The organism is Pseudomonas sp. AP3_22 TE3818, assembly GCF_053628995.1.
Window position 1 is genome coordinate 2,331,459 of record NZ_JBRJHL010000001.1, and the last position, 13,775, is coordinate 2,345,233.

At 60.2% G+C, this 13,775-nt stretch carries 11 protein-coding genes; 2 read left to right on the plus strand and 9 right to left on the minus strand.

From position 1 onward, the window contains the following. Window positions 1-10 precede the first annotated feature (10 nt). Both AB7M25_RS10600 and AB7M25_RS10605 read right to left on the minus strand, forming a co-directional pair. Window positions 11-1,162, minus strand: coding sequence for a M14 family metallopeptidase (locus AB7M25_RS10600; RefSeq protein ID WP_429383104.1), 1,152 nt, complete (start codon window positions 1,160-1,162; stop codon window positions 11-13). Window positions 1,163-1,648: 486 nt separating this feature from the next. After that, the gene (locus AB7M25_RS10605) at window positions 1,649-1,990 is read right to left on the minus strand and encodes a DUF6124 family protein (RefSeq protein WP_454237265.1); all 342 of its coding nucleotides are present in this window, start codon (window positions 1,988-1,990) and stop codon (window positions 1,649-1,651) included. A gap of 129 nt (window positions 1,991-2,119) precedes the next feature. Here AB7M25_RS10605 and AB7M25_RS10610 point away from each other — a divergent pair, with 129 nt between their 5' ends. Then, complete coding sequence (locus AB7M25_RS10610) at window positions 2,120-2,767, plus strand: LexA family protein (RefSeq protein WP_429383100.1); 648 nt, start codon at window positions 2,120-2,122, stop codon at window positions 2,765-2,767. 39 nt (window positions 2,768-2,806) lie between these two features. Here the strand turns inward: AB7M25_RS10610 and AB7M25_RS10615 are convergent, their stop codons facing one another. From AB7M25_RS10615 to AB7M25_RS10630, 4 genes are all read right to left on the minus strand, one after another. Continuing rightward, on the minus strand, window positions 2,807-4,762 hold the full coding sequence (locus AB7M25_RS10615; RefSeq protein WP_429517099.1) for an acetyl/propionyl/methylcrotonyl-CoA carboxylase subunit alpha: 1,956 nt from the start codon (window positions 4,760-4,762) through the stop codon (window positions 2,807-2,809). After that, window positions 4,762-5,574: a gamma-carboxygeranoyl-CoA hydratase gene (locus AB7M25_RS10620; protein WP_429383097.1), complete on the minus strand. Its 813-nt coding sequence runs from the start codon at window positions 5,572-5,574 to the stop codon at window positions 4,762-4,764. Before AB7M25_RS10620 ends, AB7M25_RS10615 begins: the two co-directional genes overlap by 1 nt. Window positions 5,575-5,706: 132 nt before the next feature. Next, entirely contained in the window at window positions 5,707-7,314 is a 1,608-nt protein-coding gene (locus AB7M25_RS10625; RefSeq protein WP_429517101.1) for a carboxyl transferase domain-containing protein, read from the minus strand. 12 nt (window positions 7,315-7,326) lie between these two features. Further along, window positions 7,327-8,490, minus strand: a complete 1,164-nt coding sequence (locus AB7M25_RS10630) for an isovaleryl-CoA dehydrogenase (RefSeq protein ID WP_008031893.1) — start codon at window positions 8,488-8,490, stop codon at window positions 7,327-7,329. Window positions 8,491-8,830: 340 nt separating this feature from the next. Between AB7M25_RS10630 and AB7M25_RS10635 the strand changes: the two genes are divergently transcribed. Beyond that, complete coding sequence (locus AB7M25_RS10635) at window positions 8,831-10,525, plus strand: AMP-binding protein (RefSeq protein ID WP_429517103.1); 1,695 nt, start codon at window positions 8,831-8,833, stop codon at window positions 10,523-10,525. Between the two features lie 668 nt (window positions 10,526-11,193). Here AB7M25_RS10635 and AB7M25_RS10640 read toward each other — a convergent pair. The 3 genes from AB7M25_RS10640 to AB7M25_RS10650 form a co-directional block, all read right to left on the minus strand. Continuing rightward, a complete protein-coding gene (locus tag AB7M25_RS10640; protein WP_429517104.1) occupies window positions 11,194-12,093 on the minus strand; it encodes a hydroxymethylglutaryl-CoA lyase in 900 nt (299 codons plus the stop codon). A 143-nt stretch (window positions 12,094-12,236) separates the two neighbouring features. Next, window positions 12,237-12,638, minus strand: coding sequence for a MerR family transcriptional regulator (locus AB7M25_RS10645; RefSeq protein WP_102700654.1), 402 nt, complete (start codon window positions 12,636-12,638; stop codon window positions 12,237-12,239). 207 nt (window positions 12,639-12,845) lie between these two features. After that, window positions 12,846-13,775 carry a LysR family transcriptional regulator gene (locus tag AB7M25_RS10650; protein WP_007970503.1) on the minus strand — a complete coding sequence of 310 codons (930 nt, stop codon included), beginning with the start codon at window positions 13,773-13,775 and terminating at the stop codon, window positions 12,846-12,848.

Consider the following 13,775-nt stretch of genomic DNA (forward strand, 5'->3'; position numbering starts at 1 on the left):
GTGAGGGTGATCAGCGCAAGGTATCGACCATATCGGCAAGCGTGGTCAGCACATCCTTGCCCAACTGCTTCGACCGCTTGCCCGACCAGCCCGTCAACGGATTCGGATGGTCGTCATGATCCTTGAACGGCATTTCCAGGGTCAGCGACAGGCAGTCGTACTTCTGGCCGACGCTGTTGCAGGCCAGCGTCATGTTGGCCTGGCCCGGTTCGTCGCGGGTGTAGCCGTACTTGGTCTGGAAGTCTTTGGTGGTGTGCTTCAGATGACTGCGGAAGTGCTCCTCGAGCTTTTCGATCCGCGGCGTGTAGCCTGGATTGCCTTCGCAGCCAGCGGTGAACACGTGAGGGATCTCCTCATCGCCGTGAACGTCGAGGAACATATCGACGCCATACTTTTCCATTTGTTGCTGAACGAACAGGACTTCCGGGCTGATTTCCTGGCTGGCGCTCTGCCAGGCACGATTGAGGTCCTGGCCCATGGCATTGGTGCGCAGGTGACCGTGGAAGGCACCATCCGGGTTCATGTTCGGCACCAGGTACAGGTCGGCGCTGGCCAACAGTGTGTTCAGCACAGTGTCGTCGTGTTTTTCCAGGCGTTCGATCACGCCTTCCATGAACCATTCGGCCATGTGTTCGCCAGGATGTTGCTGGGCGATCATCCACACCTTGCGTCGGCCTTCGGCCCCGGTGCCTTTGCGCAACAGCTGGATGTCACGGCCTTCGACGCTCTTGCCGGTGGCCAGCAGTTCGGTACCGGCCTTGCTCAGCGCTTGCTCGATCAGCCAGTCGTGACGGCCACGGCTGTAGGGTTCGAAGTAGGCGAACCAGGCGTGGGTCTGCTCGGCTTCGAGGCTGAAACGCAGGCAGTCGCCTTCGAAAATGGTGGGTACGCGGAACCAGTTGACGTGATCGTAGGACGCCACCGCCTGATAGCCGGTCCAGGCCTTGTTATAGGAGGACTGGCTGGCATTGTTCAGGCGAAACCAGTGGTCCTGGCCGACATGCAGGCCGCTGGCCTTGAAGTGGAACCATTGGAAATGGGCACTGCGGGTGTCCGGACGAATGGCCAGAAGCGGTTTGAGCGGATCGCTGATGTCGATGACTTGGATGTTGCCGCTGTCGAAGTTGGCACTGATGTCGAAAGAGGATTTGGCCACGGTCATAATCGGGTCCTGAATATGATTTTTATCGCGGCTACTTTACACGCAAGAGAGGGGTGAAACCGAGGGAAATTGCGGGGTGCAGAGGTGGGGGCGTCCTCCTTGACGCTGACGCAGCTTAGAGGCTGTGCGATTGATTCTCAAGTGCTGTCTTTCGCTGGGTTCGACTCATGATGCCGGGCTTCTATTGCCAACTGGTATTCTTTTGATATCATCCGCGCCATCGAATTTGCGGCACCCAAAGACTTCATTAGCCTGAAGCCAAAGCCAGAAAAAACTGGCAAAAAAAAGACCCGGCAAAAAGCCGGGTCAAAAACCGTGATTAGCCTGATGAGGAGATAGTCCAGGAGACCGACCTAAGGTCACCTGGTCCATCGACTGATCTCGCGACCAGTTGGTGCAATAATAATCATTCTCGTTTGCAGGTCAAGCATTTTTACCTGCGCGACAGGAAAGCTCTTTCCTGTCCTCTTGATTTACCTTCTCACCTCAAGCGTTTTCATACTTTTCCAGCGATCGATCGACCATCGCCTTGGCCATGTCGATCATGTGCACCGTCGAAAACGCCAGGTCACGGTTTACGCCTTGCAGGTGACTGGCTGATTCGTACGCAGTGGCGGCAGCGCAGCGCAACAGGTCCAAGGCATGGACCAGTGCCTCTTCGCCGCTGATGTTGCGGTTGACATCAAAAAAACGCGACTCGGCCACTTCCTCCGAAACGGCAGGTTTCAAGTAATAGTCCAGCGCGCGTTGTGCCGCCGCCGAGTCCAGGGATGAGGTGAGGGTGGTGTCGATTTGCACGTCCGGCAGGTCATTGGCGGATGGGTTCATGGCGATGGCAAGCTCCGTGTTAGATTCAGATCCGTGAGCCGATCCTAATACGAACTGTATTTGTGACGAGGATTTAAATACTACAATTTGTGTTTTGATGGTCGGAGGCGCCCACGTATCGTGCCGCACATGGATAAATGGATTGAATTGGTCAAGGCCAAGATGAGTGAACTCAAAATCACTCAAGAGATACTCGCCGAGCGCCTCGGGATGTCCCAGGGCGGCATTGGCCACTGGCTCAACAAACGTCGTGAACCCGGCATCGAAGACATGAACCGTGTGTTGCAGGCGCTGGGCCTGGAGTTTCTCGAAGTGGCGCTGGTGATCCGGGAACCGCAGGCGCCAGCGGACGACGAAATCCCCCTGGCCCACAAGTACAACCCGTACTTTCGCTACCCGATCAGTGACTGGCACGAGCCTGCCGAAGTGCGCGACGGCGAGGTCCCGGTGTACGGCAGGGCGCGTTATGAACTGTCCGATTACCACGCCCGGGGGCCGGCATTCTGGTTGAGAGTGGCGGGCGATGCGATGACCGCGCCCAATGGCATCAGCATCCCGGAAGGCATGCTGATTCTGGTGGACCCGGCCATGGAAGCGGTGCCTGGCAAACTGGTCATCGCCCAGTGGCCGGACAGCGCCGAAGCCACGTTCCGCAAGCTGATCGAAGAGGGTGGTCAGCGTTATCTGGTCCCGCTCAATCCAACGTATCCGAAAGCCTTGTACACCGATGAATGTCGAATCATCGGTGTAGTGGTTCAGGCAACAGCCAGGTTCTGATCAGATCGGTCCTGGCAATGCGCAGGACCGATCTTCATTTCACGCTTCTTCCAGTTCGACCAGCGCACTGCCTTCGCTGACCATCTCGCCTTCCTGGCAATACAGCGCCTTGATCACCCCGGCATGGGGCGCGCGAATGCTGTGCTCCATCTTCATCGCTTCCAGTACCACCAACTGCGCCCCGGCCTCGACTGATTGCCCGGCCTCCACCAGCACGCGGACGATGCTGCCGTTCATCGGTGCGGTCAGTCCGCCCTGATGGCTGTGGCTGGCCTCGACGGCGCTGATCGGGTCGTAGGCCTCGATGCGGTGCAATTCGCCATCCCACTGCAAATACACCTGCTCGCCACGGCGTATTGCGCGGTGTTGACGGCGCACGCCAGCCTGCTCGGTCAACAGATGCTCACCCTTGAGCCGCGCGCTGTGGGCATTGATGTCGCCCAGGGTCAACGCACGGTCCTGGCCTTCACAACTCAAGTGCAGAGTGATTTCTCTCGGCAAACCGGCACGCAGACCATTTGGCACCGCCCACGGTGAACCCGGGTCATCGGCACGGGTTGCGTGCGGCTGGCTCTGGGCAAATGCCTGGGCGGCGGCTTGCCAGAATTCATCGCCGAGTTCCGCTGGCGCCGGCAGCAACTGTTCCTGATAACGCGGAATGAAGCCGGTATCGAGTTCGGCAGCGGCGAACGCCGGGTGACCGATGATGCGCCGCAGGAAATTGATGTTGGTCTTCAACCCGCCGATGGCGAACTCGTCGAGCATGCCGAGCAGACGCAACCGTGCCTGTTCACGATCCTCGCCCCAGGCAATCAGCTTGCCGAGCATCGGGTCATAGAACGGCGAAATTTCATCGCCTTCTTCAACGCCGCTGTCCACTCGGCGCCCGGGCCCTGGGGCGGATTCGCGATACAGTTCCAGGCGACCGGTCGCCGGCAGGAAATCATTGCCCGGATCTTCGGCGTACAGCCGCACTTCGATCGCGTGCCCCACCAGCGGCACCTGATCCTGAGTCATCGGCAACGCTTCGCCGCGTGCCACGCGAATCTGCCAGGCCACCAGGTCGAGGCCGGTGATGGCTTCGGTGACCGGGTGTTCGACTTGCAGGCGGGTGTTCATCTCCATGAAGAAGAATTCGCCGCGTGCATCCAGCAAAAACTCGACGGTGCCGGCACCGACGTAGCCGATGGCCTGCGCCGAACGCACAGCCGCTTCACCCATGGCGCGCCGCAGTTCCGGGCTCAGGCCCGGTGCCGGGGCTTCTTCGACGACCTTCTGGTGCCGGCGCTGAATCGAGCAGTCACGCTCGTTGAGGTACAGGCAGTTGCCGTGCTGGTCGGCGAACACCTGGATTTCCACATGACGTGGCTTGAGCAGGTATTTCTCCACCAGCATCCGCGAATCGCCGAACGACGATTGCGCCTCACGCTGGGCCGAGGCCAGGGCTTCGGCCAGCTGGCTGACGTCCTCGACCACTTTCATGCCTTTGCCGCCGCCGCCCGCAGTGGCCTTGAGCAGCACCGGGTAGCCGATGCGTTCGCAGGCGGCGCGGAAGGTTTCCAGGTCCTGGGCTTCGCCGTGATAACCGGGTACCAGTGGCACGCCGGCGGTTTCCATCAAGGCTTTGGCCGCGGACTTGCTGCCCATGGCGTCGATGGCCGAGGCCGGTGGGCCGAGGAATATCAGACCGGCGTTTTCGATGGCGCGGGCGAATCCGGCGTTCTCCGACAGAAAACCATAGCCGGGGTGAATCGCCTGGGCGCCGCTGGCCTGGGCGGCGGCGATCAGTTTGTCGATCTGCAGATAACTGTCGGCGGCTTTGCTGCCACCCAGGTCAACGCGAATGTCGGCTTCGCGGCTGTGCCGGGCGTCACGGTCGGTGGCGCTGTGCACGGCCACGGTCGTCAGGCCCAGAGCCTTGGCGGTGCGCATCACCCGGCAAGCGATTTCGCCACGGTTGGCCACCAGCAGGGTGGTGAGGACAGGTGCGCTCATCAATGGGGCTCCTTGGTGGTTTCGGCTTGCCAGCTCGGCGGACGTTTTTGCAGGAAGGCACGCAGGCCTTCCTGTCCTTCGGGGCTGACGCGGATGCGGGCGATGGCGTTTTCGGTGTAGCGGCGCAATGCCGGGGTCAATGAGCCGTCGCCGACTTCGCGCAACAGATCCTTGCTGGCGCGCATGGCCGCCGGGCTGTTGAGCAGCAGGTTGTCGATCCACTGTTCGACTTTCTGTTCCAGCTCGGCACTTGCATAGCTCTCCGACAACAGGCCGATTTCCCGTGCCCGTTGCCCGCCGAAGCGCTCAGCCGTCAAGGCATAGCGACGTGTAGCACGCTCGCCGATGGCTTGCACCACGAATGGGCTGATCACTGCGGGTGCCAGGCCGATGCGCACTTCCGACAGGCAGAACTGCGCGTCATCGGCACCGATGGCCATGTCGCAGCAACTGATCAGGCCCAGCGCGCCACCAAAGGCTGCGCCTTGCACCACGGCCAGGGTCGGCACTTTCAGTTTGGCCAGGTTGTACATCAACTCCGCCAGTTCCCGGGCGTCATCGAGGTTGGTGGCGTAATCGAGTTCGGCCGATTGCTGCATCCAGGCAAGGTCGGCGCCGGCGCTGAAATGCTTGCCACGGCCGCGCACGATCAGGAAGCGCAGGCTGGCATCGCTCGCGACTTTGTCGAGGGCGATGATCAGTTCGCGGATCATTTCGGCGTTGAAGGCGTTGTTCTTTTCTTCACGGCTGAGCCAGAGAGTCGCAAAACCCCTTGGATCGCTCAGCAGTTCGAGGGTGTTGAAGTCGCTCATGTTGTCCGTCTCCACGGCTCTTGTGTAGGAGCGAGCTTGCTCGCGATGTACGTTAACGATAACGCGTGCTTTCTGAGTAAACGCGTCGTCCTTCAGTCCATCGCGAGCAAGCTCGCTCCTACAGCAAAAAAATCACATCCGGAACACGCCGAAGCGGCTCGGTTCGATTGGCGCGTTCAACGACGCGGACAAGGCCAGGGCCAGTACGTCGCGGGTCTGGGCCGGGTCGATGACACCGTCGTCCCACAGACGCGCGCTGGAATAGTAGGGGTGACCCTGTTCTTCGTACTGGTCGAGGATCGGTTGCTTGATCTCGGCTTCCTGCTCGGCACTGAAACCATGGCCGCTGCGTTCGGCCTGTTCGCGCTTGACCTGCACCAGCACGCCGGCCGCCTGTTCGGCGCCCATCACACCGATGCGTGCGTTTGGCCACATCCACAAAAAGCGCGGATCGTAGGCGCGACCGCACATGCCATAGTTACCGGCACCGAAGCTGCCGCCGATGATCACCGTGAACTTCGGCACCTTGGCGCAAGCCACCGCCGTCACCAGTTTCGCGCCGTGCTTGGCAATACCGCCGGCTTCGTATTTCTGGCCGACCATGAAGCCGGTGATGTTTTGCAGAAACAACAACGGAATGCCGCGCTGGCACGCCAGTTCAATGAAGTGCGCGCCTTTCTGTGCCGCTTCAGCGAAGAGGATGCCGTTGTTGGCGAGGATCGCGATCGGGTAACCGTGCAGGTAAGCAAAACCGCAGACCAGTGTTGTTCCGAACAGCGCCTTGAACTCGTCGAACACCGACCCGTCCACCAGCCGCGCGATGACTTCGCGCACGTCGAACGGCTGCTTGGCATCGGCCGGCACCACGCCGTACAACTCGTCGCTGCCGTAGAGCGGGGCGATTGGTGTGCGTTGCTGAACCTCGCCTTGTTTGCGCCAGTTGAGGTTGGCCACACTGCGGCGCGCCAGCGCCAGGGCGTGCTCATCGCTCTCGGCGTAATGGTCGGCCACCCCGGAAATCTTGCAGTGCACATCGGCCCCGCCGAGGTCTTCGGCGCTGACCACTTCACCGGTCGCGGCCTTCACCAGCGGCGGGCCGGCGAGGAAGATCGTCGCTTGCTCGCGGACCATGATCGCTTCGTCGGCCATTGCCGGCACATAGGCGCCGCCAGCGGTGCAGGAGCCCATGACCACGGCAATCTGCGGAATGCCCATGGCGCTCATGTTGGCCTGGTTGAAGAAGATCCGCCCGAAGTGCTCGCGGTCGGGGAACACTTCATCCTGACGCGGCAGGTTGGCGCCGCCGGAGTCCACCAGGTAGATGCACGGCAGACGGTTCTGCTGGGCGATGGTCTGGGCGCGCAGGTGTTTTTTCACGGTCAGCGGGTAATACGAGCCACCTTTCACCGTGGCGTCGTTGGCGACGATCATGCACTCGACGCCTTCCACACGACCGATCCCGGCGATCACGCCCGCAGCAGGGACGTCTTCGCCATACACCTCATACGCCGCCAGTTGGCTGATTTCCAGAAACGGCGAGCCCGGATCGAGCAAGCGGTTGATGCGTTCGCGAGGCAGCAGTTTGCCCCGCGAGGTGTGGCGTTCCTGAGCCTTCGGGCCGCCACCTTGCGCCACTTGGGCGAGCAGGGTGTGCAACGCGTCGACCTGCTTGAGCATCGCCGCGCTGTTGGTGGCGAACTCCGCTGAACGAGGGTTGAGCTGGGTATGCAGGGTAGCCATGGACAGCTCCGTTTAGCGGGTTTCGTTGAACAGTTCGCGACCGATCAGCATGCGACGGATCTCACTGGTGCCGGCGCCGATTTCGTACAGCTTGGCGTCACGCAGCAGACGACCGGCCGGGAATTCGTTGATGTAGCCGTTACCGCCGAGAATCTGGATCGCGTCGAGGGCCATCTGCGTGGCGCGTTCGGCGCTGTAGAGGATCACGCCGGCGGCGTCCTTGCGCGTGGTTTCACCGCGCTCGCAAGCCTGGGCCACGGCGTACAGGTAGGCGCGGCTGGCGTTGAGCTGGGTGTACATGTCGGCGACCTTGCCCTGGATCAGCTGGAATTCGCCGATGCTTTGGCCGAACTGCTTGCGGTCGTGGATGTACGGCACGATCAGGTCCATGCACGCCTGCATGATCCCGGTGGGGCCACCGGAAAGGACGACGCGCTCGTAGTCGAGGCCGCTCATCAGCACTTTCACGCCGCCGTTGAGTACGCCGAGGATGTTTTCTTCCGGCACTTCGACGTCATCGAAGAACAGCTCGCAGGTGTTCGAACCGCGCATGCCGAGCTTGTCGAACTTGTTGCTGCGGCTGAAGCCTTTCCAGTCGCGCTCGACGATGAACGCGGTGATGCCGTGGGGGCCCTTTTCCAGGTCGGTCTTGGCGTAGATCACGTAGGTGTTGGCGTCCGGACCGTTGGTGATCCAGGTCTTGCTGCCGTTGAGCACGTAGTGGTCGCCACGCTTGTCGGCGCGCAGTTTCATCGAGACCACGTCGGAACCGGCATTCGGCTCACTCATGGCCAGCGCGCCGATGTGCTCGCCACTGATCAGCTTCGGCAGGTATTTGGATTTCTGTTCGTGGTTGCCGTTGCGGTTGATCTGGTTGACGCAGAGGTTGGAGTGGGCGCCATAGGACAGGGCCACCGAAGCCGAACCACGGCTGATTTCTTCCATCGCGACCACGTGGGCCAGGTAACCCAGGCCAGCACCGCCGTACTCTTCCGGCACGGTAATGCCCAGCAGGCCCATGTCGCCGAATTTGCGCCACAGGTCGGCGGGGAACAGGTTGTCAATGTCGATCTGAGCGGCGCGCGGGGCGATCTCCTTGGCGACGAAGGACTGGACCTGATCGCGCAGCATGTCGATGGTTTCACCGAGGGCAAAGTTCAGGGATGGATAGCTCATGGGTCACCTTTTGGCTTTTTTGTCGGTTGGTGGGACTGTCAATGGGTTCTCACCTTTACGTTAACGTAAGCCTGTGACGAATGGCTGTCAATCACCCTTTACGTTAACGTCAACTTGAGCGAGAGTAGAGCCAGTTCAAGATAGAACGCGGACCCATCCTGTGATGATGGCCTGTGGCGAGGGGGCTTGCCCCCGCTTGAGTGCGCAGCACTCACAAGATCTTCGATACATCGGAAATTTTGGGGCTGCTTCGCAGCCCAACGGGGGCAAGCCCCCTCGCCACAGGTTGCTCTCACAGGTAGCCGCGGCAAGCCCATAAATAAAGACAATAGGGGTCGTCATGGATCAACCCAGTGCAAGCCCGCAACGCAGTTACACCCGTGGCTCCCAGGACAAAGCCTTGCTGGCGATGACCATCGGCCAGGCGTTCGACAACACGGTCGCGCAGTACCCGGACGGGGAGGCGCTGGTGGTGCGCCATCAACAGCTGCGTTACACATGGCGGCAGTTGGCCGAGGCCGCGGACCTGCACGCCAGGGCGCTGCTGGCGCTGGGGCTGCAAGCCGGTGACCGCCTGGGGATCTGGGCGCCGAACTGTGCGCAGTGGTGCATCAGCCAGATTGCCACCGCGAAAATCGGCGTGATCCTGGTCAATATCAATCCGGCGTATCGCAGTTCCGAACTCGAATACGTACTCAAGCAATCCGGCTGCCAATGGCTGGTGTGTGCCGGCGCCTTCAAGTCGTCGAACTATCACGCGATGCTGCAGGGCCTGGTGCCCGAGCTGGCCGAGCAATCCATAGGCAAATTGCAGAGCGAGCGGTTGCCGGCGTTGCGTGGCGTTGTCAGCCTGGATGCCCAGCCTCCGTCGGGGTTCCTGCCGTGGTCGCAACTGGCTGGTCTGGCGGAGAGCGTGACGGTCGAGCAACTGCATGAGCGCCAGAACAGCCTGCATTTCGATCAGCCGGTGAATATCCAGTACACCTCTGGCACTACCGGTTTCCCCAAGGGCGCGACCCTCAGTCACTACAACATTCTCAACAACGGCTACATGGTCGGCGAAAGCCTGGGCCTGACGGCGGCCGATCGCCTGGTGATTCCGGTGCCCTTGTATCACTGCTTCGGCATGGTCATGGGCAACCTCGGCTGCATCACCCATGGCAGCACGATGATCTATCCGAACGACGCGTTCGACCCGTTACTGACCCTCGGCACTGTGGCTGACGAAAAAGCCACGGCGCTGTACGGCGTGCCGACCATGTTCATCGCCATGCTCGATCAACCGCAACGTGCCGAATTCGATCTGTCGAGCCTGCGCACGGGGATCATGGCAGGCGCGACCTGTCCTATCGAAGTGATGCGCCGGGTCATCAGCGACATGCACATGAGCGAAGTGCAGATTGCCTACGGCATGACGGAAACCAGTCCGGTGTCATTGCAGACCGGTCCTTCAGACGATCTGGAACTGCGCGTGACCACCGTCGGCCGTACCCAGCCGCAGCTCGAAAGCAAGATCATCGACGAAGCGGGCAACCTGGTGCCGCGGGGCACCATCGGTGAGCTGTGCACTCGCGGTTACAGCGTGATGCTGGGTTACTGGAACAACCCCGAAGGCACCGCAGAAGCCATCGACCAGGCAGGCTGGATGCACACCGGTGATCTGGCGAGCATGAACGATGAGGGGTACGTGTGTATTGCTGGGCGCAACAAGGACATGATCATCCGTGGCGGTGAGAATATTTACCCGCGGGAGCTGGAAGAGTTTTTCTTCACGCATCCGGCCGTTGCGGATGTTCAGGTGATCGGCATTCCATGCTCGCGCTACGGCGAAGAGATCGTCGCCTGGATCAAGTTTCACCCCGGCCACAGCGCTACCGAACAAGAACTGCAAGCCTGGTGCAAGGAGCGCATCGCGCACTTCAAGACGCCGCGTTACTTCAAGTTCGTGGAAGAGTTTCCAATGACCGTGACCGGCAAGATCCAGAAGTTCCGGATGCGTGAGATAAGCGTCGCGGAGCTCAAAGCGAAGCTGTAGGAGCTGGCTTGCCAGCGATGGCGCAGGGTTATTCAGCATTCTTGTTGACTGATCCGCCGCCATCGCGAGCAAGCTGGCTCCTACAGAGGGCCGGGGTAAAACTCAAATGCCAGACAGCACAAAGGGGAGCCGAAGCTCCCCTTTAATTTGTCGTTGCGCGTGCTCTTTTTTTATTATTGAGGGTCGGTCTGTTTTTGTTTTTGGCAACCGTTGCCCTTTACCGCTGTTTTTGGCGATCCCCATCCGGGATCAAGAGCAAACGTATTTTTTTGAGCGCTGATCTGCTTTTTCGCTGAGCGATCCAACCAGTACGGGAGCTACCTGAAGGTAGTTTTATTATTCTCTGTCTGGCTGCGGGTCACTTCGAAAAGCACCCTGAAAAGCACATCTTCTCCAAAAAAATCTGTTAGCTGCGTCTCTGCCGTGTTGTTTTTGTTATGTCAGAGTCGTTACGTCTTGTTTTTATTAGGGTTGCCGCAATTTTTTTATTCTTGTTATGCGATAGATATAGCAGGAGCCGTGCCAACTTTTTAAAAGCCTTTAAAATCAATGCTTTGCGATTTTGTAGGGTTTTTCGACTCAGGCAAAACCCTACATTTTGTTTCCGTGTTACTCGCTTGCGCCCACGTTTGAGTCTGTGCGGTAACACCCGGACACACTCAACGCACTCACTGTGCGCTGCGAGCCCTGGCCACGCGGGAACCGGTAGGGCGACCCAACACGGTGCAAATCTGTTGACCGGCGAGCATCAGGGCGTCGAGGTCGATTCCGGTGTCGATACCCAGGCCGTTCAGCAGGTAAACCACGTCTTCGGTCGCGACGTTACCGCTGGCTCCCTTGGCATAGGGGCAGCCGCCGAGACCGGCGATGGAGCTGTCGAACACCGAGATACCTTCGAGCAGGCTGGCGTAGATGTTGGCCACGGCCTGACCGTAGGTGTCGTGGAAGTGCCCGGCGAGTTTTTCACGGGGTACATCCTTTGCTACCACTTCGAACATTTTCCGGGTCGCGCCAGCGGTGCCGGTGCCGATGGTGTCCCCCAGCGAGACCTCGTAGCAGCCCATGGCATAGAGCTCGCGAGCGACCAAAGCGACTTGCTCCGGGGTGACGTGACCTTCATAGGGGCACCCCAGCACGCAGGACACATACCCGCGCACGGTCACCCCCTGTTGTCTGGCGGCGTCCATGATCGGCGCGAAACGCTCCAGGCTTTCGCTGATCGAGCAATTGATATTGCGCTGGGAAAACGCCTCGGACGCTGCGGCGAACACGGCCACTTCCTTGACCCCGGCGGCGAGGGCATCTTCGAAACCGCGCAGGTTGGGAGCGAGCGCGCCATAGACCACACCCGGTTTGCGCTGGATCTGCGCGAAAACTTCGGCGGAGCCGGCCATCTGCGGCACCCACTTGGGCGACACGAAACTGCCGACTTCTATATAGCCGAGCCCGGCTGCGGTCAGTGCATCGACCAGTTGCACCTTGTCGGCAACACTGATGGGCTGGGCTTCGTTTTGCAGGCCGTCGCGCGGGCCGACTTCGACAATGCGTACGTGGGAGGGGAGTGGCATAAGAGATTCACCTGTAGTCATGGTGAGCGGGGATCTAATGTGGGAGCGGGCTTGCTCGCGAAGGTGGTTTTTCATTCAACACTTATGTCGACTGACCCGACGCTTTCGCGAGCAAGCCCGCTCCCACACATGATTTGCGCAGGTTATTGAACCGCTTGCTGACTCTTGAGCGTCTGCTCCAGCGCCTGCACGCAGCGCTCTTCGGCGGTATCAAGTTCCAGTTTCATCTGTTCGATGTCCAGCAGTTGCTGTTCAAGCTGCTCACGGCGTTCGCTGATTTTCGCCAGCATGCTGTGTAACTGTTTGGTGTTACCGCTGGACGGGTCGTAAAGCTCGATCAGCTCGCGGCATTCAGCCAGCGAGAAACCGATGCGTTTGCCCCGCAGGATCAGCTTCAGGCTGACTTTGTCGCGGGGCGAGTAAATGCGTTCCTGGCCACGGCGCTCGGGGCTGAGCAGGCCTTGCTCCTCATAAAAGCGAATGGCGCGGGTGGTGATGTCGAGCTCGCGGGCGAGGTCGGAAATGCTGTAGGTTTGGCTGCTCATGGAAGCGCTCGCAAAAGGTCATGGCGCTAAGCTAATGGCAGGTTGACGTTTACGTCAAGGGGCGTGAATTTTCAGTGTTCTTGCTGGCCCCTTCGCGAGCAAGCCCGCTTCCACAGGGATCTGTGCAGGGCACAAATATTGTGTCCACCGAATATCCAATGTGGGAGCGGGCTTGCTCGCGAAGAACGATAACGCGGTGTAACGCGTTTACACCTTCTCGAGCTTTTTCTCCTGCGCCGTCACCTGCTGGCACAGCTCGATCATCTGCTCGCGCATCCAGCGGTTCGCCGGGTCCTGGTCAGTGCTTTCGTGCCAGTAAAGGTGGGTTTCCACCGGCGGCACATCGTTGACCGGCAGATAAAAAGCGTGCAGGTCGTTGCGGCGGGCGAAGCGTTCCGGCACGGTCATGACCATGTCCGTCTGCTGCAACACCTGCGAGGCCATCAGGTAATGCTGGGAACGCAGGGCGATCTTGCGCTGGATGCCCATCTTGCCCAGCGCCAGGTCGACATAGCCGAGGCCGCTGCGGCGGCTGGAAATATGGATGTGGGTCAGGCTCAGGTAATCATCCAGCGTGAGTTTTTCCTTGCCCGCCAGCGGATGCCCCTTGCGCATGGCGCACACGTAGCGGTCTTCCATCAACTTGACGTGACGCACCTGCGGGTCGGTGTTGAGCGGCGCATCGACGGCAAAGTCCAGGCGACCGGCCGCCAGTTCCTTGGTGGTCTCACGGCGTTTGGACAGAAAACTCTCGATGATCACCGTCGGCGCCAGGCGGCGCAGGCGCTGGAACAGCGGCGGCAGGATCACCGCTTCGGTGAGGTCGGTCATGCTGATGCGATAGGTCTTGACCGCTTGCTGCGGGTTGAAAATACGGCTTTCCTGCACCGACACGCGCAGCAGTGAGAGCGCATTGCGCACCGGGCCGATGATGTTCTGCGCCATGGGCGTCGGCACCATGCCCTGGGCCGTGCGTACGAACAGCGGGTCGTTGAAGGTCTCGCGCAGGCGGGCCAGAGCGTTCGACACCGCCGGTTGGGTGATGCCGACAATCTGCCCGGCGCGGGTCAGGTTGGCTTCGGTGTAGATCGCGTCGAAGACGATGAAAAGGTTGAGATCGACCTTGCTCAGATTCAT

Excerpts from the sequence above, each read along its gene's own strand:
- AB7M25_RS10600 (WP_429383104.1), bottom strand. The coding sequence starts at position 1,162 with ATGACCGTGGCCAAATCCTCTTTCGACATCAGTGCCAACTTCGACAGC.
- AB7M25_RS10605 (WP_454237265.1), bottom strand. The coding sequence starts at position 1,990 with ATGAACCCATCCGCCAATGACCTGCCGGACGTGCAAATCGACACCACC.
- AB7M25_RS10610 (WP_429383100.1), top strand. The coding sequence starts at position 2,120 with ATGGATAAATGGATTGAATTGGTCAAGGCCAAGATGAGTGAACTCAAA.
- AB7M25_RS10615 (WP_429517099.1), bottom strand. The coding sequence starts at position 4,762 with ATGAGCGCACCTGTCCTCACCACCCTGCTGGTGGCCAACCGTGGCGAA.
- AB7M25_RS10620 (WP_429383097.1), bottom strand. The coding sequence starts at position 5,574 with ATGAGCGACTTCAACACCCTCGAACTGCTGAGCGATCCAAGGGGTTTT.
- AB7M25_RS10625 (WP_429517101.1), bottom strand. The coding sequence starts at position 7,314 with ATGGCTACCCTGCATACCCAGCTCAACCCTCGTTCAGCGGAGTTCGCC.
- AB7M25_RS10630 (WP_008031893.1), bottom strand. The coding sequence starts at position 8,490 with ATGAGCTATCCATCCCTGAACTTTGCCCTCGGTGAAACCATCGACATG.
- AB7M25_RS10635 (WP_429517103.1), top strand. The coding sequence starts at position 8,831 with ATGGATCAACCCAGTGCAAGCCCGCAACGCAGTTACACCCGTGGCTCC.
- AB7M25_RS10640 (WP_429517104.1), bottom strand. The coding sequence starts at position 12,093 with ATGCCACTCCCCTCCCACGTACGCATTGTCGAAGTCGGCCCGCGCGAC.
- AB7M25_RS10645 (WP_102700654.1), bottom strand. The coding sequence starts at position 12,638 with ATGAGCAGCCAAACCTACAGCATTTCCGACCTCGCCCGCGAGCTCGAC.
- AB7M25_RS10650 (WP_007970503.1), bottom strand. The coding sequence starts at position 13,775 with ATGAATCTGAGCAAGGTCGATCTCAACCTTTTCATCGTCTTCGACGCG.